General features: G+C 68.1%; 20 protein-coding genes. 9 read left to right on the forward strand and 11 right to left on the reverse strand.

The genetic code is table 11. From position 1 onward, the window contains the following. Positions 1-147: 147 nt before the first annotated feature. Complete coding sequence (locus ACFXN1_RS48085; RefSeq protein WP_379441666.1) at positions 148-1,197, reverse strand: helix-turn-helix domain-containing protein; 1,050 nt, start codon at positions 1,195-1,197, stop codon at positions 148-150. A 154-nt stretch (positions 1,198-1,351) separates the two neighbouring features. On the opposite strand from ACFXN1_RS48085, the gene prpD reads away from it, so the two are divergent. From prpD to ACFXN1_RS48105, 4 genes are all read left to right on the forward strand, one after another. Then, entirely contained in the window at positions 1,352-2,854 is a 1,503-nt protein-coding gene (gene prpD, locus ACFXN1_RS48090) for a 2-methylcitrate dehydratase PrpD (protein ID WP_379441667.1), read from the forward strand. Further along, the gene (prpB, locus tag ACFXN1_RS48095; protein ID WP_379441668.1) at positions 2,854-3,768 is read left to right on the forward strand and encodes a methylisocitrate lyase; all 915 of its coding nucleotides are present in this window, start codon (positions 2,854-2,856) and stop codon (positions 3,766-3,768) included. Before prpD ends, prpB begins: the two co-directional genes overlap by 1 nt. Continuing rightward, positions 3,768-4,892 carry a bifunctional 2-methylcitrate synthase/citrate synthase gene (locus ACFXN1_RS48100; protein ID WP_379441669.1) on the forward strand — a complete coding sequence of 375 codons (1,125 nt, stop codon included), beginning with the start codon at positions 3,768-3,770 and terminating at the stop codon, positions 4,890-4,892. The genes prpB and ACFXN1_RS48100 overlap by 1 nt, the downstream gene beginning before the upstream one ends. Positions 4,893-4,970: 78 nt before the next feature. Beyond that, on the forward strand, positions 4,971-5,843 hold the full coding sequence (locus tag ACFXN1_RS48105) for an alpha/beta fold hydrolase (protein ID WP_379399989.1): 873 nt from the start codon (positions 4,971-4,973) through the stop codon (positions 5,841-5,843). A gap of 59 nt (positions 5,844-5,902) precedes the next feature. Here the strand turns inward: ACFXN1_RS48105 and ACFXN1_RS48110 are convergent, their stop codons facing one another. The 5 genes from ACFXN1_RS48110 to ACFXN1_RS48130 are packed head-to-tail and all read right to left on the reverse strand — an operon-like array spanning position 5,903 to position 10,476. After that, positions 5,903-6,202 (reverse strand): muconolactone Delta-isomerase family protein, encoded by a 300-nt coding sequence (locus ACFXN1_RS48110; protein WP_354838102.1) that lies wholly within the window; start codon positions 6,200-6,202, stop codon positions 5,903-5,905. 30 nt (positions 6,203-6,232) lie between these two features. Further along, positions 6,233-7,351, reverse strand: coding sequence for an LLM class flavin-dependent oxidoreductase (locus ACFXN1_RS48115; protein WP_379441671.1), 1,119 nt, complete (start codon positions 7,349-7,351; stop codon positions 6,233-6,235). Then, entirely contained in the window at positions 7,348-8,373 is a 1,026-nt protein-coding gene (locus ACFXN1_RS48120) for an MsnO8 family LLM class oxidoreductase (protein ID WP_379441672.1), read from the reverse strand. The genes ACFXN1_RS48115 and ACFXN1_RS48120 overlap by 4 nt, the downstream gene beginning before the upstream one ends. Beyond that, complete coding sequence (locus ACFXN1_RS48125) at positions 8,370-9,413, reverse strand: phosphotransferase family protein (RefSeq protein ID WP_379399993.1); 1,044 nt, start codon at positions 9,411-9,413, stop codon at positions 8,370-8,372. The genes ACFXN1_RS48120 and ACFXN1_RS48125 overlap by 4 nt, the downstream gene beginning before the upstream one ends. Then, positions 9,382-10,476: a methyltransferase gene (locus ACFXN1_RS48130; protein ID WP_379441674.1), complete on the reverse strand. Its 1,095-nt coding sequence runs from the start codon at positions 10,474-10,476 to the stop codon at positions 9,382-9,384. Before ACFXN1_RS48130 ends, ACFXN1_RS48125 begins: the two co-directional genes overlap by 32 nt. A gap of 162 nt (positions 10,477-10,638) precedes the next feature. Between ACFXN1_RS48130 and ACFXN1_RS48135 the strand changes: the two genes are divergently transcribed. Next, positions 10,639-11,493: an NAD(P)H-binding protein gene (locus ACFXN1_RS48135; RefSeq protein WP_379441675.1), complete on the forward strand. Its 855-nt coding sequence runs from the start codon at positions 10,639-10,641 to the stop codon at positions 11,491-11,493. A 20-nt stretch (positions 11,494-11,513) separates the two neighbouring features. On the opposite strand, the gene ACFXN1_RS48140 is transcribed toward ACFXN1_RS48135, so the two are convergent. After that, positions 11,514-13,046, reverse strand: coding sequence for an MFS transporter (locus ACFXN1_RS48140; protein WP_379441677.1), 1,533 nt, complete (start codon positions 13,044-13,046; stop codon positions 11,514-11,516). 188 nt (positions 13,047-13,234) lie between these two features. On the opposite strand from ACFXN1_RS48140, the gene ACFXN1_RS48145 reads away from it, so the two are divergent. The 4 genes from ACFXN1_RS48145 (at position 13,235) to ACFXN1_RS48160 (ending at position 16,213) form a co-directional block, all read left to right on the forward strand. After that, on the forward strand, positions 13,235-13,573 hold the full coding sequence (locus ACFXN1_RS48145) for an antibiotic biosynthesis monooxygenase family protein (protein WP_379441678.1): 339 nt from the start codon (positions 13,235-13,237) through the stop codon (positions 13,571-13,573). Then, entirely contained in the window at positions 13,570-14,472 is a 903-nt protein-coding gene (locus tag ACFXN1_RS48150) for an MBL fold metallo-hydrolase (protein ID WP_379441680.1), read from the forward strand. Before ACFXN1_RS48145 ends, ACFXN1_RS48150 begins: the two co-directional genes overlap by 4 nt. Before the next feature lie 173 nt (positions 14,473-14,645). Continuing rightward, positions 14,646-15,308: a TetR/AcrR family transcriptional regulator gene (locus ACFXN1_RS48155; protein ID WP_379441681.1), complete on the forward strand. Its 663-nt coding sequence runs from the start codon at positions 14,646-14,648 to the stop codon at positions 15,306-15,308. A gap of 47 nt (positions 15,309-15,355) precedes the next feature. After that, entirely contained in the window at positions 15,356-16,213 is an 858-nt protein-coding gene (locus tag ACFXN1_RS48160) for a BTAD domain-containing putative transcriptional regulator (protein ID WP_379400007.1), read from the forward strand. On the opposite strand, the gene ACFXN1_RS48165 is transcribed toward ACFXN1_RS48160, so the two are convergent. From ACFXN1_RS48165 to ACFXN1_RS48180, 4 genes are read right to left on the reverse strand one after another with little or no spacing between them, the layout of a single operon-like run. Continuing rightward, positions 16,153-17,832, reverse strand: a complete 1,680-nt coding sequence (locus tag ACFXN1_RS48165) for a dipeptide ABC transporter ATP-binding protein (protein WP_379464027.1) — start codon at positions 17,830-17,832, stop codon at positions 16,153-16,155. The two genes, ACFXN1_RS48160 and ACFXN1_RS48165, sit on opposite strands and share 61 nt — an antisense overlap. Beyond that, complete coding sequence (locus ACFXN1_RS48170; protein ID WP_379446050.1) at positions 17,810-18,637, reverse strand: ABC transporter permease; 828 nt, start codon at positions 18,635-18,637, stop codon at positions 17,810-17,812. Before ACFXN1_RS48170 ends, ACFXN1_RS48165 begins: the two co-directional genes overlap by 23 nt. Next, on the reverse strand, positions 18,634-19,596 hold the full coding sequence (locus ACFXN1_RS48175) for an ABC transporter permease (RefSeq protein WP_379400013.1): 963 nt from the start codon (positions 19,594-19,596) through the stop codon (positions 18,634-18,636). Before ACFXN1_RS48175 ends, ACFXN1_RS48170 begins: the two co-directional genes overlap by 4 nt. Continuing rightward, complete coding sequence (locus ACFXN1_RS48180) at positions 19,584-21,209, reverse strand: ABC transporter substrate-binding protein (RefSeq protein ID WP_379446051.1); 1,626 nt, start codon at positions 21,207-21,209, stop codon at positions 19,584-19,586. The genes ACFXN1_RS48175 and ACFXN1_RS48180 overlap by 13 nt, the downstream gene beginning before the upstream one ends. Positions 21,210-21,453 lie beyond the last annotated feature (244 nt).

The following is a 21,453-nucleotide window of genomic DNA, read 5'->3' on the forward strand; positions in this document are numbered from 1 at the left end:
CCGGGCGCTCGACCCGGATCTCACCTCGCCGAAGGCGCGCCCTGCCTGCATTTCATCACCCTCAACTTCGCCAAGGCGACCACCGAGGTGCTGACCAACCTGGGCTACGAGGTGACCGCCGCGCCCCTGAGCGCCTGACCCGCGGCCCTACGTCACGGTCGGCACGTAGGGAATGTGCTGGGAACTGTTGTCGTCCACGCGAATCGGGCGACCCAGCTGTGGGAAGGCGCGCTGGGCGCAGTCGGTGCGCTCGCACACCTTGCAGCCCGCGCCGATCGGGACCGCAGTGCTCGGGTCGTCGACGGCCAGTCCGCTCGAGTAGACGAGCTTGTCGGCATAGGCCAGATCGCAGCCCAGGCCGATGGCGAAATCTCTTTTGGGCGAGAGGTATCCGGGTGTCCGCTCATCCGTGGTCCGGGCCAGCCACAGATAGTTGCGCCCATCGGGCATCTGCGCGATCTGGGTGCGGATGCTCCCCGGCGTCGAGAACGCCTCGTGCACCACCCACAGCGGGCAGCTGCCACCCACCCGGGAGAAGTGGAAGGCCGTGGCGGACTGCCGCTTCGAGATATTGCCGGCGCGGTCGGTGCGCACGAAGAAGAACGGCACCCCACGCCTGCCCGGGCGCTGCAGCGTGGACAGGCGATGGCAGACGGTCTCGAAGCCGACCTCGAACATCGCGGCCAGCAATTCGATGTCGTAGCGCAGGGTTTCGGCCGCATCCCAGAACTGGGCGTAGGGCAGGACGAGCGCGCCCGCGAAGTAGTTGGCCAGCCCGATGCGGAGCAGCCCGCGCGAGTGCTCGGGCATGGCCTCGGCTTCGTCGATCAATGCGGCGATGGGCTCGGCCTGGGTCAGAAAGGCCAGCTGCGTGGCCAATTGGAAGGCACGCTGCCCGGGGGTGAGCCGTCGAGCCAGTGTCAGCACCCGGGCGGCCGGATCGTAGACCCGTTTGGGCCCGGGCGCGCCGGGGTCGTCGGTGCGGATCGTCACCGCGATGCCGTGCTGTTCGCGCAGCAACCGGCTCAGTTGCAGATCCAGCCCGCCCAGGCTCAGACCGTTGCACGCGAACTGGTCGTGCTCGAGCTGGTTGACGTAGCTCACGGATAACCCGAGCGCCTTGGCCCAGGCCGACTGGGTGAACCCCCGCTGTTCCCGGACCGTACGCAATCGCGCGCCCGCGTACATCTTCTGCATGGGCTCAATCTAGCAATTCCTATTTTCACAACTTTTACAAATTCGCGGGGCCGGTTCCACAAAAATCGGCATTTGCGGGGTATTTCGGTCGAATACAGCGCTGTGTAGCGTGCGAAATATACCGGTGAAATCGACGCCCTGGAGGACTCCGACAGTGAAGCATCATCTCGTCCGTACCCACCGCTCCGCCGAGCACTTCCCCCGTGAGGAGCACCTCGCCTGGCGGATCGCCGAGGTTGCCGCGGATGCCGTGGAGGTCGCTCCGGAGGTGGAGGCGATGATCGTCAACCGGATCATCGACAATGCGGCGGTCGCGGCGGCCTCGATCACCCGCCGCCCGGTCGCCAATGCCCGTGCGCAGGCATTGGCCCACCCCTACCGGCCGGGCGCCACCGTATTCGGGGTCGAGGGCTCGTACTCCCCGGAGTGGGCGGCGTGGGCCAATGGAGTCGCGGTGCGCGAACTCGACTTCCACGACACCTTTCTGGCCGCCGAGTACTCGCACCCGGGGGACAACATCCCGCCGATCCTGGCCGTCGCGCAGCACGCCGGACGCACCGGCCGGGACCTGATCCGCGGTCTGGCAACGGGTTACGAGATCCAGGTCGACCTGGTGCGCGCGATCTGCCTGCACGAGCACAAGATCGACCATGTCGCCCACCTCGGACCGTCGGCGGCCGCGGGTATCGGCACGCTCCTCGGCCTGGACACCGAGACCATCTATCAGGCCGACGGCCAGGCGCTGCACACCACCACCGCGACCCGTCAGTCCCGCAAGGGTGAGATCTCGAGCTGGAAGGCCTACGCGCCGGCCTTCGCCGGGAAGATGGCAGTGGAGGCCGTGGATCGCGCCATGCGCGGCGAGGGCGCGCCCGCACCGATCTGGGAGGGGGAGGACGGTGTGATCGCCTGGCTGCTGGGCGGCCCGAACGCGGAATACTCTGTGCCGCTGCCGGGTCCGGGTGAGCCCAAGCGCGCGATTCTCGATACGTACACCAAGGAGCACTCGGCCGAATACCAGAGCCAGGCCCCGATCGATCTGGCGCGGCGGATGCGGGAGCGGATCGGTGACCTGGATCAGATCGCGTCGATCGTGCTGCACACCAGCCATCACACCCACTACGTGATCGGCACCGGGTCGAACGATCCGCAGAAGTTCGACCCCAAGGCTTCTCGCGAAACCCTGGACCACTCCGTCATGTACATCTTCGCGGTGGCGCTGCAGGACGGCACCTGGCATCACGAGCGCTCCTACGCGCCGGAACGCGCGCAGCGTCCGGACACGATCGAGCTGTGGAACAAGATCTCCACCGCCGAGGATCCGGAGTGGACGCGGCGCTACCACTCGACAGACCCGAACGAGAAGGCGTTCGGCGCCCGCGCCGAGGTGACATTGAAGAGCGGTGAGGTGATCATCGACGAGTTGGCCGTCGCCGATGCGCATCCGCTCGGCGCGCGTCCCTTCGCCCGGGATCAATACCTCGCCAAGTTCCGCACTCTCGCCGAGGGTGTCATCGCGCCCGCCGAGCAGGACCGCTTCCTCGAGGTGGCCCAGCGCGCGGGCGAGCTGTCGGCGGGCGAGCTGTCGGAGCTCACGTTCACCGTCTCGTCGGACGTGCTCGCCCGCGCGCCCCGGTCGCCGAAGGGGCTGTTCTGATGACCGGCCTGCTCGCCGCCGCCACCTCGGCCGCAGACAAGCGCGCAGCGTTCACAGCGGGGCTGAGCTCCGGCACGATTCAGCGGTTCCCCGGTGCGTTCAATCCGTTGGTGGCCAAGCTGATTCAGGAGATCGGCTTCGAGGGCGTGTATGTCTCCGGCGCGGTGCTCTCCGCTGATCTGGGCTTGCCCGATATCGGGCTCACCACGCTGACCGAGGTGGCCGGGCGCGGTCAGCAGATCGCCCGGGTCACCGACCTGCCCGTGCTCATCGACGCCGACACCGGATTCGGTGAACCCATGAGCGCCGCGCGCACCGTCACGGTCATGGAGGACGCCGGCATCGCCGGGCTGCACCTCGAAGACCAGGTCAATCCCAAGCGCTGCGGCCACCTCGACGGCAAGGCCGTGGTGCCCACCGCCGACATGGTGCGCCGCCTGCGTGCGGCCGTGGCAGCCCGCCGGGACCCGAACTTCGTGATCTGTGCGCGCACCGACGCCGCGGGCATCGAGGGCGTGGACGCGGCCATCGACCGGGCCAAGGCCTACGCCGACGCAGGTGCCGACCTGATCTTCACCGAGGCGCTGCACACGGAGGCCGACTTCGAGAAGTTCCGGGCTGCGGTGTCGATTCCCTTGCTGGCCAACATGACCGAGTTCGGCAAGTCCGAACTGATTCCGGCCCAGACGCTGGAATCGATCGGCTACAACGCGGTCATCTACCCGGTGACCACGCTGCGGCTGGCCATGTTCGCCGCGGAAATCGGGCTGCGCGAGATCGCGGCGAGCGGAACCCAGTCGGGGCTGCTGGATCGCATGCAACACCGCAGCCGTCTCTACGAGCTGCTGCAGTACGAGCGCTACAACGAATTCGATTCCGACATCTTCAATTTCACTCTGGGAAGGAACCAGTGATGACGGAGACCGCGATACCGACCATTTACAAGGGTCTCGCAGGCGTCGTCGTCGACACCACCGCGATCTCCAAGGTGGTGCCGGAAACCAACTCTCTGACCTATCGCGGCTACGCGGTCCAGGATCTGGCCGCGCACTGCAGCTTCGAACAGGTCGCCTACCTGCTCTGGTACGGAGAACTGCCCAACGACACCCAGTTGGCGCAGTTCCTGCAGCAGGAGCGTGCCTCGCGGCGCGCGGATCGCTCGCTGCTGTCGTTGGTGGCCAAGCTGCCCGACAACTGCCACCCCATGGACGTGGTACGCACCGCCATCAGCTATCTCGGCGCCGAAGATCCCGCTGAGGACGACAACTCGACGAAAGCCAACCGCGCCAAGGCACTTCGCATGATGGCGGTGCTGCCGACCATCGTGGCCGCCGATCACCGCCGCCGCCACGGCCTGGATCCCATTGCGCCGCACTCACATCTGGGCTTCGCCGAGAACTTCCTGAACATGTGCTTCGGCAAGATCCCGGCACCTGAACTGGTGAAGGCGTTCGAAGTCTCGCTGATCCTGTACGCGGAGCACAGCTTCAACGCCTCCACCTTCGCCGCCCGCGTGGTCACCTCGACACTCTCGGATATCTACAGCGCCGTCACCGCCGCCATCGGCGCACTCAAAGGTCCGCTGCACGGCGGGGCGAACGAGGCGGTCATGCACGACATGCTCGAGATCGGCGATCCGGCGCTGGCCGAGGAGTGGATGCGCAACAAGCTGTCCAAGAAGGAAAAGGTCATGGGCTTCGGCCACCGGGTCTACAAGAACGGCGACTCCCGGGTGCCCACCATGAGAAAGGCTTTCCTCGACATCGCCGCCGCCACCGACGGCGGCACCTGGGTGCGGATGTACGAGATCCTCGAACGCACGATGAACGAGGCCACCGGCATCAAGCCGAACCTCGACTTCCCCACCGGCCCCGCCTACTACCTGCTCGGCTTCGACATCGAGTCCTTCACCCCGATCTTCGTCATGAGCCGCATCACCGGCTGGACCGCCCACATCATCGAACAGAGCGCCTCCAACGCCCTGATCCGCCCCCTGAGCCAATACGTCGGCGTCCCACAACGTTCCGTCGTCGCCTGACGCAGTTGCCGCAAGGCTTCCAGCGGGGCTGTAGCGAGGGCGTAGGGAGAGTGGACCCGGGGTTCGTAGGTTCGGGCTATGACTACTTCGACTCATGGCACCGCAGTGTCGTTCGATGGGGCCGAGCTGGCGTTCGAGGCGATCGGATCGGGGCCACCGTTGGTCGTGGTGCCGGGCGGACCGCGGGATTCGCGGTATCTCGAGGACCTCGGGGGCCTCGCCGCGAGCCGGACCCTGATTCGGTACGACGCACGGGGTACGGGATCCACTGCAGCCCCGGACAATCCGGCCAAGTATGCCTATCCGTCGCTCGCCCGGGACGTGGACGCGCTGCGATCCCATCTCGGGGTGGAGACGATCGATGTGCTCGGCCACTCGTCGGGGGCGGTGGTCGCGGCCGTGTACGCCGGGCATCATCCGGATCGGGTGTCCCGCTTGGTGCTGGTCGTGCCGGGACCGGACTTCTTCGGCGGGGGTGGCGATATCGCGAGCCTGCTGAATGCCCGCGCGGACGAGCCGTGGTTCGACGAGGTGCGTACCGCTGCCGGGGAATTGGCAGCGGCCGGGCCGCAGGACTCGCCCGAGGCTGTGCTCGACCTACTGGACCGCTATGTCCCGGCCGCGTACGGCGGGTGGGGTGAGCGGCAGCGCGCGCATGCCGCGACACAGCGCGAACAGTTCTCGCTCGAGGCGTGGAAGCACTTCCACGGCAATGGCGATCGCACCGAGCCCGAACGCTTCCTGCCGACGTTCGGGCAGGTCACCGCACCCGTCCTGGTCGTGACGGGCGCCGCGGACGCGCTGACCGGTGTGGAGGCCGGAAACGCCGCCGCCGCGCTGTTTCCGGTCGCGACGCATGTGTCGATCGCGGGAGCGGGCCACTATCCGTGGGTCGACAACGCGCCCGAGTTCAGCTCCGTCGTCGAGACGTTCCTGGCCCGCGGCCGATAGCCGCATGCGCAAAAGCGGGGTGGTCACCGATCGGTGACCACCCCGCTTTCGCCTGTCACCTAGTCCCGCGTGGCGAATTCGTCGACATCGAACCCACCCGGGTCCGACAGCGGGAAGACCTCGAATTCCAGGTGCGAGGACAGCGGGTTGCCGTACAGCGCGTCGGTGAGTTCCTCGTGGCTGGCCACCTCGTAGACATTCAGCCCGCCGGATTGTCCGGCAATGATCCAGCTGTGCTTGATGATGCCACGCTTCACGAGATCGACGTGGTGTGCGAATCCCTCCGGCAGCCGGTGCCGGAATTCGTCGGCGCTGATGCCGATGGGGTGCTGCTTGGTGAAGACGGCGAAGAGCGCCATGCTCGAAACTCCTTCTGATGCGGGTGTTTTCTATCGGCCCGGCGCGACAGCCGCCGCCGCGACGCCGGGAGCTGTGCCGTCGAGTGCGACGGGCGTCGAGAAGTGCGGCAGCACGTCCTCGGCGAAGAGTTGCACCGAGCGCCGCACGACGGCCTCGGGCGCGGTGCTGGGCGGCGTCTGCAGGCTGATCGTCACGTCGCCGAACGCCTCTCTGATACGAGCGATCTGATCGACGACCTGGGCCGGCGTACCGACTATGGTCTTGTCGGCGGCGAGCTGGGCGGCGAAGGTCCCGCCCGCGACCCGGCCGACGATCTTCTCGTACCCCTCGTACTGGGTGCTGCGGGCGGTCGACCAGCCGGAGACGGCCCGGGCCAGCGCACGGTGGTTGGTGTTCGCGAACTGCTCGCCGAGGCTGCGCGCCTCGTCCGCGTCGTCGGCGAGAAACGAGCTGTAGCTCAGATGCACTTCGGCTGTGGCGGGGTCGAATCCGGCGGCTTCCCGGGCCACCCGATACCTGGCGATGATGTCCTGCACCTTCTCCCGCGGATTGATCGACGGCGCCAGCAGCAGCCCGTACCCGGCTGCACCGGCCCGCTCGGCGGACTCCGGGGTGATCGCCGTGGCCACCAGGATGCGCGGGTGCGGACTCTGAAACGGATGCGGCTGCAGCGTCACCGGCCCGAACGAGTGGAAGCCGTTGTCGATGGTCACATCGGATCCCGTCCACAGCTCGACGATCGCCGCCACGGTGGCGTCGAACCGTGGCCGCGAATCATCCAGGGACAGTTGGAAAGCCGCGAACTCGTCCGGCAGGAATCCACGTGCGACACCGACATCGAGCCGCCCGTGGCTGATGTTGTCCAGCACCGCCAGCCGCGCTGCGAGTTTGATCGGATGATCGAACGCGGGCACCACAGCGCCGGTGATCAGCCGGATCCGCTCCGTCCGGGCGGCGACGGCGGTCAGGAAGGTGGTGGGATCCGGGCTGTAGCCGCCGTATTCGAAGAAGTAGTGCTCGACGGTCTTGACGTGGTGGTAGCCGAGCTCTTCGGCATAGACCGCGATCGACAGCGCGTGATCGTAGTAGTCGACCGGCGCCTGGTCGTGCGGGCCGACGGTGGGAAAGAGATTGATGCCGAACTTCATCGCGTCACGTCCTGGAGTGAAGAGGTGGCGGCCGGCAGCGCGAACTCGGCGGCCAGGAGTTCATAACTGCGCACCCGCGCCTGATGGTCGTGCACCGTGGTGACGACGATGATCTCCTCGACGTCGAGACTCGAGGCGAGCGAACGGATTCGGTCACCGACCCGGTCGGGCGTGCCCCAGAAGTACCGGGGCCATTCGAAGTTCTCGTTTTCGAGGATGTCGCCGTAGCGGGCCAGCTCCGCCAATGCGGTATCCGGCTCCGGAATCGGCCGGACATCGTTGCGGAACAACCGATTACGCACCGCACGTTTGGCCGAGTACAGTCGTGCGGCCTCGGCCTCGGTATCAGCGACCACCGCCGTGATCGCGACGATCGGCGACCGCCCGGGCGCGAGCCGGTGGTACGCCTCGATGGACTCCCGGGTCGCCCCCGGATTGATGAAATGCGCGAACGCGTAGTCGATGTCGGCCCGGCCCGCCGATACGGCGCTTCCGGGGCTGCTGCCCAGCAGCCAGATATCCGGTGCGGGCGCGTCGAGCGGGACCGCGAGCGGGGCGCGGCGCGCCCCGTCGACGGCCGGGGAGCCGGCCAGATACGCGCGCAGCTGTTCGACCTTCGAGTCGATCGACGGTCCGCGTCCGGCCTCGGGCACCGGTCGCAGCGCGAGGGTTTCGACCTCGTCGGCGCCTGTGGACCGTCCGATGCCGAGGTCGATGCGGCCCGGATGCAGGGCCGTCAGCGTCCGGAACGTCTCGGCCACCTTGAACGGGCTGTAGTGCGTGAGCAGCACCCCGCCCGATCCGACCCGAAGCGTCGAGGTCGCCGAGGCGATCGCGGTCACCAGGATCTCGGGCGCCGAGATGGCGTGCGAGTACATGGCATGGTGTTCGGCGACCCAGTAGCGGGTGTAGCCGAAGCGTTCGGCGTGGCGGGCGAGGTCGAGAGAATTGGCCAGGGCCTGCGACTGGGGCGTGCCCTCGGGGACCGGAGCCTGGTCGAGGATGGACAATCTGATGGTCATAGCGCCTCCAGGGTTTCGTCGAGCAGGGCTACCGCATTGCGGTGCAAGGGAAATGGCGTATCCGAGGGCAGTCCGGTGCGCTCCGCGCGGCGCGTCACCGCCGCGGTGATGAGCGCGAATTTGAATCCGGCCAGCACCTCGTAGAAGGTGAGATTCCGCAGGGTCCGGCCGGACAGCGCGGCGTACGCCTCGACGGTTCGGTCCCGGTCGGGCAGCCCGTACAGTCGCTGTGCGCCGATCCCCCGGCTCAGGTGCCGGTCCAGGTACAGGAACCAGGCGAGATCGCTCTCGGGTTCGCCGTATCCGGTCATCTCCCAGTCGACGAGGGCGGCGACCTCGGTATCGCGGTAGATGATGTTGCCGAGCCTGGCGTCACCCCACAGCAGCACGTACGGCGACCGGTGGACCGGAATATTGCCCGCCAGCCACCGCTCGGCCCGCCGGATGACCGGATCGTCCGCGCAGCGATAGAAGTCCAGCGCATCGCTCCAATACCGCACCTGCGCAGCGGGACCCGCAGGACCCAGATCGGGCAGATCGGCGGTGTCCGCCGTGATCGAATGCAGTCGTTCGAGCGCGGTCAGGGCCGCCCACCAGACCGCCGTGCGTTCGCTGGGCACCAGGTCGGCGACCCATCCCGACCGGTGGTAGGACGGAAAGTCCGGCGGGACCCGGCCGTCGACGAACTCCATCAGGAAGAACGGCGCGCCCAGCACGGTGGCATCGGGTTCGACGGCCAGCACCTCGGGCACGGGCACATCGCTGTGGCGGCGGACCGCCCGCAGCGCATCGGCCTGCGCCACAATCGATTCGGTGGGATAGATCCTCTCTCCGGTGGCGCCGACCCGGATGATCGAACGGTGGGTGCCGCCCGCGACATCGCGCGCGGTCACCTGAATGGTCTCCGCCGAGAAACCGTTGCGCGGCAGCGAGATATCGACGCTGTCGGGATCGATGCGGTACCCGGTCGAGGTGCGGGACAGCCAGCCCAGCACCAGATCCCGGGTGCTATTCGGCGATCGCTGCAGTGGCACCGCCATGATGTGGCCTTTCGCCGGTGATGAGCGTGGATGTCGGACCGAGCGGGGCCGCGGCGATATCGACGAATCCCGCCGCACGCAGCCAGGTTTCGGCCTCCGCGACGGTGTACTCGCTGCCGCCGGAGGACCACACCAGCATGTTCAGGCTGGCGAGCAAGGCCGGTGGGGTGGGGCCGACCGGATCGAGCACCGGGTCGTAGATGGCGATGGTGCCGCCCTCCGGCAGCGCCGCGTAGGCGGCGGCGATGAGCTGCTGCCGCCGATGGACGGGCCAGTTGTGCAGGACGTGCCCGAAAATGAGCACATCGGCACCGGGCAGCGGATCGGTGAAGAAGTCGCCGGGCCGGAACGCGATCCGGTCGGTCAGCCCCAGTTCGGTGATGTGGGCGTCGAATTCGGGTTCGACCTCGGGCAGGTCGAAGACCTGTGCCGTGAGGTGTGGGTGGGCTCGCACCAGTTCCGCGGCGATATTTCCGCGCGCGCCGCCGATATCGGCGAAGGTGGTGCGCTGCGACCAGTCCAGCCGGGACAGCGCCGCGCCGATGGGGGCGTTGAGCACATCCATCGCCTCGAAGAAGGCGCGACGATCGTCGGCGTCGGTGAACAGCGTGCCGTATGGATCACCGTCCGCCGCATCGGAATTGGCCGGCTTCCCGGATTTCAGGCTGGCGGCGAGCCCGGTCCAGGCCGGATGCAGGGTCTTGTCGAGGAAACGCAGGAATCCGCCGAGATAGTGGGGTCGGCCACGTACCAGATAACGGTGCGCATCGGGACTGTTCGCGTAACGACCATGATCGGTGATGAGCAGTCCGGTGGTGGCGACGGCATCGAGGAAATCGCGCGACCACTCGGGTCGAATTCCGGTGATCGCGGTGATCTCGGCTGCCGGAAGCTCTTTTTCGGCCAATGCGGTGAACAGGTCCAGCTCCACCGCGGCCAGCACCACCTGGGCGCGGCGGGCCCCGGAGACCAGGCCGAGAATGTGTGCGGGCGATCCACCGGAATCGGTGTTGTCGAGGGTCGCACCGGGAGCGGGGATCAGCGGTGTGGAGACGTGACTCATCGAGTTCTCCTGAGGTTTGGCGTCGGAATCGACCGTAGAAAGCGCTACTGCACGGCTCCTGGAGGATCTCTGGAGCGTGGATCCGGCATTCGACGGTGCGCCCGAATTGCCGGATACGCTCCCGCCGTCGCAGTGAATCGCGTTGCAAGGGAGATGATTCGAATGATTCTCGTGGTCGGAGCCACCGGTATCGTCGGCACCGCGACGGTGCGGGAATTGTCGCGGCGGGGCGCGAAGGTTCGCGCCCTGACCAGGGATCCCGGCCGGACCGACCCGGTGGCGGGCGTGGAATTCGTGGCCGGGGACCTCGATGTTCCCCGCACACTGGATCCGCTACTGGAGGGCGTGGATTCGATCTTCATCGCGACCTCCGGCCATCTGAAGGCGAGGCAGGACGCCACCGTGGTCGCGGCCGCCGCGGCGGCGCGCGTGCGGCGGGTGGTCACGGTCTCGTCGCTGGCAGTGGACGAGAATCCGGACGGCGTGCTCGGCGGCTGGCATGCCGCGGGCGAGCGAGTGGCCGTCGAGTCCGGTATTCCGTCGATCGTGTTGCGGCCGAACGGGTTCTATTCCAATACATTCGCGTGGATCCCTTCGATTCTCGGCACCGGCGTGGTCGAGGTGGCGCTGCCCGATCTGCCCGCGGCCCACCTCGATCCCCGCGATATCGGGCGGGTGGCAGCCCGGGCGCTGTCTGCGGAGACCGACCCCGCCGGCGCACCGGTGCTGCGGCTCAGCGGCCCGCAGGCGGTGAGCCCGCGTGCGCAGGTGGCCGTCCTCGCCGAGGTGCTCGGCCGGCCGATCGCCGTGCGGGAGATCTCGATCGACCAGGAGCGGGAGTGGCTGGCCCGCCGGGTGCCCACGGCGGTCGCGGACGCGGTCACCGCCGCCCGTGCCGCCGCGGGCCCGGTCCGGGGCCGGATCTTCGATGACGTCGAAATACTCACCGGGACACCGCCGATCAGCTATGAGAAGTTCGTGCGCGACCACCGGGCGAGGTTCCTCGGCGATTCGTGAGGACCCTCGCCCGGCACCGGTCATGGGCGGGCGGGACTGCTTTCGGTGGTCTCCAGAGCGGCATCGGACTCAGGTGCGTCGATCTCCGGCTCCGCCGGGGTCGCCGCCGCCGGTGCGGGCGGCGCGGCGGTCCGCAGCCCGAAGGTGAACACCAGCGCCACCACTGCGAAGACCGCGCCGACACCGAACGCGGCGTGATAGCCGGACAGCAGCTCAGCGTGCGACAGCGGGTGGCCGCCACTGCCGGAACCGGTCCGGGAGGCAGCGATGGTGGCCAGCACCGCCAGTCCGATGGCTCCACCGAATTGCCTGGTGGTGTTGATGATTCCGGAGGCCACGCCGGCCTCGGCGGGCGCCACGCCGCCGGTGGCTGCAATGACCAGCGGCACCATCACCAAGCCCGCACCGAGGGTGATCAGGACCTGGGGGATCAGCACATGCAGTGCGAAGGAGCCGTGATCCGGGACGAACGCGAGCCAGATCAAGCCGAGCGCGCTCAACGCGGGCGCGCCGGTCAGCAGCGGGCGGACGCCCCCGAATCGCTTGACCAGCGGCGGACCCGAGTACGCGCCGATGGTCATCGCCACCGCGCCGGGCAGGAACGCGATGCCGGTGCGGAAGGCGTTGTAGCCCAGGATGTTCTGCATGTACAGCGACAGGAAGTAGAAGTGCGCGATCACCGCCGCGCCGATCCAGAACATGACGATATTGGCGAAGGCGACCGAACGGATCTTCAAGACGTACAACGGAATCAGCGGCGCGGCCGCGACCTTCGCCTCGTGCAGGGTGAACCAGACCAGCAGCACGGCCGCGCCGGCGATCGGCCCCCAGGTCGAGGGTGCGGACCAGCCATGGTTCTGGGAGTCCACCGCACCGAACACCAGCGCCACCAGCGCCGTGGTGACGAGCACGGCACCGACCCCGTCGAGCCGCTTCCCCGCCGCGCCCCGGCTCTCACCGAGCAATGGATAGGTCAGTGCCAGGGCCAGCGCACCGAGCGGGATATTGACGTAGAAGATCCACTGCCAGCTGGCGATATCGGTCAGCACGCCGCCGAGCACCGACCCCAGTGCGGCCCCGGCCCCCGAGATCGCACCCCAGGCCGCGGTGGCACGGGCCCGCGCCTTGCCCTCGGTGAAGGTGGTCGACAGGATCGCCAGGGTTGCGGGCGAGAGCAGCGCGCCGCCGAAACCCTGGATGACGCGGGCGATCACCAGCCATTCCGACGACCTGGCCAGACCACCGGCCAGGCTGGCGAGGGTGAAGATGGTGAGGCCGATGAGGAACACCCGCCGGCGGCCGATCAGGTCGGCGACCCGGCCGCCGAGCAACAGGAAGCCGGCGAAGGTGATGGCGTAGCCGTTGACCACCCATTGCAGTCCGGCGTCGGAGAAGTCGAGCGAACCCTGGATGGCGGGCAGCGCGACATTGACGATCGAAAGGTCGAGGACGACGATCAGCTGCCCCAGGCAGAGCAGGCTCAGCACCGCCCAATCCGGCGGACGGGAAATCCGGGACCGTGTGGTGTCGAGCGACGGAGACGGTGTGGACATGGATTGGCTCCAATTCCCTTGGACACAAAGGTGATTCGAGTCCGATGGACTCATGGGTCCAATATCTGGACTCATGAGTCCACCGTCAATCCGGCTCCAGCGAGACTCCAGCGGGACTCCAGTGGCGCTGCAGATCCCGCGCACATGCTGGAGACACGTGTTCGATCGATGAGAAGTGAGGACGATCGGTGTCCGATCCAACGACCGACCCGGTAGCGGCCGGGCAGCAGTCCGAGTACGTCTTCGTGAACGTCCTGCGCCTGGCGGGTCCGGCGGAGCGATTCGAATCGATCTATGCCGATGTCGCGGAATATTTCTCGCGGCAACCCGGCTTCCGGCATTACGAATTGCTCAAATCCGAGAGCGATCCGGACGTCTATATCAATATCGCTCGCTGGTCCGGCCGCGAGGCATTCCTGCGCGCGACCTCGAATCCGGAATTCCGCACCCGCACCCGGGTCGGCGAGGTGGCGGCCGGAGATCCGCAGCTGTGCCGGATCATTCGATCGGCCGGTCAGTCGGGGTGAGTGCACTCGACGAGGTCGCCGACGATGTCTTCGCCTATATCGAGCGCCCCAGCGGCTGGTGCGTGAGCAATGCCGCGCTCGTCCGCGCTGACGGCGAATCCGTTCTGGTGGACACGTTGGGCACCGAAAGCCGGGCCCGCGGTTTGCGTTCCGCGCTGACGCGGATGGGCGTGGGCTCACCGGCGATGGTGATCAACACCCACTGGCACGGGGACCACACGGCGGGGAACGCGTTGTTCGCCCCGGCTCCGGTCGTCGCGCATCGACGGTGCCGGCCGGCGATGGCTCGCAACGGCTGGGCGGTGCGGGCCCTGTGGCCCGAGATCGATTGGGGGGACCTGCCTTTGGTGCTGCCCGGTGTCGGCGTGGGTGATCGGGCCGTCCTGCACGCCGGTGAGCGCGAGATCCACCTGCTCACCGGGGGTATCGGACACACCGACGCCGATCTGGCGGTGTGGGTGCCGCACGCGCGGGTCCTCATCGCGGGTGATCTCGTCATGCCCGGCACGACACCGTTCCTGCTGTCGGGTTCGGTGCACGGCATGCTCGACTGGATCGATCGGCTACGGGACCTGGCGCCCGAGACCATCATCGGCGGCCACGGCGAGGTCGCCGACCGTCACGTCCTCACCGATACCCGTGACTATCTCGACTGGCTGCTCGCGGTGGCCCGGGACGCGATGCCGTCCGGCGCGACGCCACTCGAGGCGGCCCGCCAGGTCGATCCAGCGCGACTGGGCGACCATTCGTGGTCGTCGTGGAATGAACCGGAGCGTTTGGTGGCTAATCTCCATTGTGCGTACGCCGAGATCGCGGACACCGCCGCGCCGATCCGCTCGGGACCGGTCCTGGCGGATATGGCGGCCTTCCTGGGGCATTCGATCCCGGCCTCCGCCTGACCTCGGCACGCCCACCCGACGATTGCCGACCATGTCACCAATTCGACTGTGCCGTAACAGATTATGAAATACTGACGAAGCCTTCCGATCACGGCGAGCGGGACGATTCCGCACCCGGCGGACGCTGGCTAGCCTGTGGAATCGGATCGCATTTCGAATGAAGGAGTGTGCCCATGGTGTCAGCTTCGTCCCGGGCCGCAGTCGCGCTGGAATCACGCGCGACGAACAAGCGGTCGGTGATCGTGGATGCCGCCACGGATTCGTTCCTCGAATTCGGTTACGAGCGAACCAGTGTCGAGGCCATTGCCGAGCAGGCCGGCGTGTCCAAGCAGACGATCTACAACTACTTCGGCGACAAACGGACCCTGTTCCGGGTGGTACTCGCCGGGGTGCGGGCGGCGGCCGATACGGCCGACGAACTCGATCCGCGCCTGCTGCGGAATCCGGACACCGTCTTCGAGGATCTGGTCACGGTGGGGCGTTTGTTCCTCGCGGTGACCCTGTCCGAGCGGGTGTCCGCGGTACGGCGGCTGATCGTCGGTGAGGTGGCGCGGCACCCGGACCTGCATCAGGTCTGTGCGGATCAATCCGTGGCGCAGGGGCCGCGGATCGCCGGATGGCTCGCCCATCGCTTCGAAGTGCTCGCCGCGGCGGGCATTCTGGAGACGACCGAACCGGCGGAGGTGGCGGGCCAGTTCTTCGCGCAGCTGTCCCACGACGGCCAGCAGGCCTCGGCCTTCGGCACCATCGCGCTCACGCCGGACCGGGCCGCAGAGATCTCGGCGCGCGCCGCACGACTGATTCTGCGCGCCTACGCGATCGAACGACCAGCGTGACCGGATTTCCGGCGCGCTGAAATCTTCATACAGCTCGGGAGCTACACATGATCAAATTCGGGGTATTGGGATCACTGCAGTGCTGCATCGACGGTGTCGGCGCAGTCCCGAGCGCACCGAAGCAGCGCCAACTGCTCGCCCTGCTGTTGATGAACGCGAACCGGGTGATCTCGGCCGACTACTGCATCGAGGAACTGTGGGAGTCCGCGCCGCCGTCCTCGGCGGCCTCCACCCTCCAGACCTATGTCATGCAGTTGCGCAAATGCCTCGGCGAGCACAGCTCGAACCTGGATCGGGGCGAGTCCCGGCTGGAGACCCGCGAACGCGGCTACCTCCTGCATGTAGGCCCCGGGGAATTCGATGTCGACGTCTTCGAGGACAAGGTCCGGCTGGCCCGGCTGGCACTGGCGGCCGAGGACGACGACAGCGCCGACAGCGCGCTGCGCGCGGCCCTGGCCGTGTGGCGCGGCCCGGTCTTCACCGACATCAAACCCGGTCCGGTGCTGACCATGTGGGCCACCAGCCTGAACGAGGTGCGGCTGTCGATCCTGGAACATCGCATCGAGGTGGATCTGCGGCTGGGCCGTCATCGCGAACTGATCGGTGAACTCAGCGGCATGGTGCAGCGCTCGCCGCTGCTGGAGAGCCTGCACGCGCATCTGATCATCGCGCTCTACCGCTCCGGCCGGCAGGCGCACGCGCTGCAGGTGTACGAGCGGTTGCGGCACCGGCTGGCCGAGGAGCTGGGCTTGGAGCCCACCCCGGCGCTGCAGCAACTGCACCACAAGGTGCTGCGCAGCGCTCCAGAGTTGGCTCCGCCACCGAAAATTGTTGCCGCCTCGCGCTATTCGGCCGAGCTCATCGCGGGCCGACTGCGACCGCAGGTGGATTCGCTCTGCGGCTGAAGCCGGACCGCGGCGAGCAGGGCCCGGGTGACGTCGTGCTGCGGAGTGTCGAAGACCTGGTCGACACTCCCCTGCTCCACGATCCGGCCCGCGGACATCACCGCCACGGAGTCGCTGAGGTGCTGCACGACCGCGAGATCGTGCGAAACGAACAGCATCGACAGTCCCCGTCGGGCTTTCAGATCCGCGAGCAGATCCAGGATCTGCGCCTGAATGGTGACGTCCAGGGCGGAGACCGGCTCGTCACAGATCAGGACGGCGGGATCGGAGGCCAGGGCGCGGGCGATGGCCACCCGCTGGCGCTGCCCGCCGGACATCTCGCCGGGCCGCCGCCGTTCGAAAGTTTTTGGCAGACCGACGGAATCGAGCAGGCTCAGGATTCGCTTGCGCCGATCGGCGGCGCTGCGCCCGCGCGCGGGCAGGGCCTCACCGATGATCCGGGTGACGTCCCAGCGGGGGTCGAACGAACTCGCCGGGTCCTGCCAGACGACGCCGACCTGCGGACGCCGGGCCCGGCGGGCCCGCTCGGGCAGGGCGCTCCAGGGTTGGCCGCCGAGGGTGACGGTGCCGGCGTCCGGTCGCAGCAGGCCGAGAACCAGTGCGGCGGTGGTGCTCTTGCCGGAGCCGGATTCGCCGACCAGGCCCAGCGTGGTGCCGACCGGCAGCTCGAAGCCGACCTCGGTGACCGCCGCCACCGACCGGCCGCGGGCCACGCGGAACGACTTGCACAACCCGGTCACGGACAGGGCGGGCGACGCGGATTCGGCGTCGGCGAGGACCGCCGGTTCCGATCGCGCGACAGTCCGGCCATCCCCGGACAGCCGCCTTCCCCGTTTGTCGGGAGTCGGGACCGCCGCCAGCAGCCGGCGGGTGTAGGGGTGCTCGGGTGCGCCGAGAACCCGTGCGGCCGGGCCCTGTTCGACAATACGGCCCTCGTGCATGACCGCGACCCGGTCGGCTATTCCGGCGACCACCGACAGGTCGTGACTGACCAGCAGCAGGGCGGTGCCGTCATCGCGCAGGGCGGCCAGCAGTTTCAGGATCCGGGCCTGTACGGTGGCGTCGAGGGCCGTCGTCGGCTCGTCGGCAATGATCACCTTCGGTCGGCCCGCGAGGGCGGACGCGATCAATACCCGCTGCCGCTGCCCGCCCGAAAGCTGGTGTGGGCGCATGGTTCTGCGCAGTTCGGGATCGTCGATGCCGACCGATCGCAGCAACTCGTCGACCCGGCGGGCGCGGTCGGCCGCGGAGCGCGCGAGCCGGTGCGCGCGTAGCGTGTCGCCCACCTCGGCCACGACCGGCCGCAACGGATCCAGCGAGATCAGCGCGTCCTGCAGGATCAGCGCGATCTCCGCGCCGCGCACGGAACGCCACTCCCGCGCGGACAATCGATCCAGATCAATGTCGCCCAGGCGCAGGGACCGGGCGGCGACCGTCGAGCCCGGTCCGGTCAGGCCCAGCAGCGCGCGGGCGGTAACGCTCTTTCCGGACCCGGATTCCCCCACGATCGCCAGGCATTCACCGTCCGCGAGCTCGAAACCGATGCCACGCACCGCCGCTACCCGGTCACCGCCCCGGCCGAAGGAGACGTGCAGATCATCGACGTGCAGAACGGGCAAGGCCGCCCTCCCAACGTTGTTGCAGTGCCCGGCCGAGCACGGTGACGGTGACGACGGTGAGGGTGATGGCGGCTCCGGGCGGAACGGCCACCCACCACGACTTGGACAGCAGTTCACGGCCCGCCGCGAGCATCGAACCCCATTCGGGGGTGGGCTCTCTCGGGCCGAGCCCCAGGAAACTCAGGGCCGAACCGATCATGATCGAGCTACCTACGCCGAGGGTCGCCAGCACGACGGTCGGGCGCAGCGAGTTCGGGACAATGTGGCGGGCGATCCGATATCCGGGCGAGCGGCCCAGCGCGATCGACGCCCGCACGTAGTCGGCGTTCCGCACCACCAGGGCCTGCGACCTGACCAGCCTGGCGTACGAGGCGGATTCGGCGATGGCGATCGCCGCGATCAGGCTGCCCGCCCCCTGCCCGAGCATCGCGATCACCAACAGCGTCAGCAGGACGCCCGGAAACGCCAGCACGATGTCCAGCACCCGCGCGACGACGGTGTCGATGAGCCGGCCGCCGAGCGCGGCGCACAGCCCGATCAGCGTGCCGCCGAGCACGGCCAGCAGGGTCGCGGTGAGACCGACCAGGATCGAATAGCGGGCGCCGAAGACAATGCGCGCGAATATGTCTCGTCCGAGCTGATAGGTGCCGAGGAAGTGGTGGCAGCCGGGCGTCGCCAGCGCCTGACCGAGATCGACCTCGATGGGCGATCGCGCCGCGATCCGGCCGGGCACGAGGACACAGGCCACCAGCACGACGGCGATGAGGCCGGGCAGGAGCAGCCGGACGTTCGGCGTCGCGGTCACCGGGCCACCCCCGAGGGCGTCGCCGAGCGCGGATCGATGACCCGGTAGGCCAGGTCCACCACGGAATTGACGGCGATGAACAGTAGCGAGCCGAACATGACCAGTGCGATGACCACCGGAAAATCGTGAGTGGTGACCGCCGACAACAGGACTCGCCCCAGACCCGGGCGCGCGAACACCGTCTCGACCAGCACCGCGCCGCTGAGCAGACCGCCGACCAGCCAACCGCTGACCGTGACGGCGGACAGCAGCGTGTGCCGCAGCGCGTGATGGATTCGGATGTCCAGCTCACCCAACCCCCGGGCGCGGGCGCTGAGCACGAACGGGGACAACATGACCGCGTCCACTCCGTCCCGCATCACCTGGGCGAGCAGCGCGCCGATGGGCACGGCCAGGGTGGTCGCGGGCAGGACCAGGGCCGCCGGACCGGACCCGGTCGAGGGGAACAGATGCAGGCGGAACGAGAGGCCCGCCAGCAGCAGGGTGCCGGTCCAGAAGGTCGGCGTGGAGACCGCGATCAGCTCCAGCGCGTGCGCGAGCACCCGCGGCACACGGCGTGTCCCCGAGGTCGCGACCACCGTGACCAATGCACCCGTGACGCCGAGGGTGATGGCCGCTGCGGCGAGTTGCAGTGTCGGAGTGAGCTGTTCGCCGATCACATGCAGTACCGGCTGCTGTCGTTGGAAGGATTCGCCGAAATCGCCGCGGGCCAGGCGGCCCAGATAGTGCAGAAACCGCTGCGGCAGTGGCTCGTCCAGGCCCATCTGCGCACGGATGGCGGCCAGGGTCGCCGGGGTCGCGGGCGCGTTGCCGAGCATGGCGTAGGCCGGATCGCCGGGCACGAGCGCCATGGCCAGGAACGTCACGGTCGCGACCCCCGTCAGGATTCCGGCGATTCCGAGTACCCGGCGCAGGATCGCACCGGCGACGGTCACCAGCGCGGCCATCAGCTCAGCCACGCATCGTAGAAGACCGGGTACGACGCTGGGGCGGGGGCGATGCCATGCACCCGGCTTCGGGTCGCGACCTGGCTGGCGGGCACGAAGATCGGAACGAGCACCGCCTGATCGATGGCCCAGTGCTGGGCGGCGGCATAGTCCGCGCGCTGCGCGCCCGCGTCGAGCGTGCGCGCGGCATTGCCGACCCACGCGTCGACCTGCGGGTCGTTCACCCACGAAATATTCTGTCCCGCCATCGGTTTGGCGGTGGAGAGCAGGAAGCTGCGCATGATGTCCGGCGAGTTGGATGACCAGCTGGTGTCGAACAGGTCGTAGTCGCCGCGCGCGACGAGCTGGAAGAGCTCACCGGTCTGGACATTGGTGCGGACGATCTCGATGCCGACCTTCTCGGCCGAGGCGACGATGGCCAGCCCGACCAGGCCCCGATAGTTGGATTCGTCCTGTGCCTTGGTGGTCGTCCAGGTCGCGCGGAGCCGGACGCCATCCTTGACCCGGTAGCCCGCTGCGTCGCGCTGGTTCCACCCGGCCTCGTCGAGCAGCCGGTTGGCCTCGTCGGTGCTGTAGTTCCACGAATTCTCCAGTGCCGCATCGTAGAACTGGGTGGCCGGGGTCAGGATGCTCCAGGACCGGTTGTAGACGCCGAAATAGATCGAGGACAGGATCGAGTCGACATCGGTCGATCGCTGCAACGCCCGGCGGACGCGTGGGTCCTGCCACGGACCCCGCCGCGTATTGATGTAGACGCCGTAGCCGGTGCCCTGTGCGTCGTAGCGGGTGTACCGGAGCGAAGGATCCGCCTTCAGGTCGCTGACGTTCTGCGCGGGCACCGACAGCAGTCCATCGATCTGGCCGCTGGTCAACGCCCCGATGCGGGTCGAGTTCTCCGGCACGAAACGGAACTCGACACCATCGAGGTGCGCGGGCCCGGCATGCGCCGAAGTCTCAGGGGCCCAGCCGTATCCGGCGAACTTGGCGAGGCTGACGCTCTGCTGCGCGGTATGCCCGGCAAGGGTGAACGGACCCGACCCGATCACGTGATCGCAGAGCTTGCCGGCGTTGTCGGCGAAGTTCTTCGGCGACTGGATACCCAGGGCGGTGGTGCTCGCCGCCGCGAGGAACGGCTGGAAGGGCTCGGTGAACGCCACCTCGACGGTGTGCTCGTCGATCACGGTCGACCGGCTGTACGGTCCCAGCAGCGTTGCCGCCCATTGGGATTTGGTGTTCGGATCGACGATCCGGTCGAAGTTCGCCTTGACCGCGGCGGCATCGAGCCGGGTGCCGTCGTGGAACACCACATCGTCGCGCAGGGTGAAGACGTACCGCGTCAGGTCATCGCTGATCGTCCAGCTCTTCGCCAGCCAAGGGTGGAAGGTGTTGTCATTGCCCTGCGCCACCAGGGAATCCACCACACCGCGATCGATCAGGGCGGTGGCGTCGGCGGGACTCACCCCCGGGTCCAGGCAACTCGGCTCCGAGGGCAGCGCGAAACGCAGCGTGCCGCCGGCTACCGGCGGCCCGTCCGATCCCCCGCCATCCGTACCCGGGGAGCAGCCCGCGACCAGCGCGGCAGCGGTCAGCAGGGCGGCCAGCGGCCACACGGTTCTACCCATCATGGTTCGCAGTGTTGTCGCCGCTGATGCAGCCGCGCTCCGGCGCCGCTGGAGGAACGCTGGAAGGCGTCCTGCGCTTGCTGGACAGCGTTGCGCGGCAGTCGTTTTGCTGGATCGCGTGAAGACACGAGACAGGACGGGTGTGCGATGAGAGCGGTAGTGACCACCGGCGACCGGCAGACGCCGACGCGGCTGATCGAGGTCGACGAGCCGACGCCGGGGCCCGGTGAGGTGCTGGTCCGGGTGC

Source organism: Nocardia sp. NPDC059154 (assembly GCF_042755705.1).
Classification (GTDB): Bacteria; Actinomycetota; Actinomycetes; order Mycobacteriales; family Mycobacteriaceae; genus Nocardia.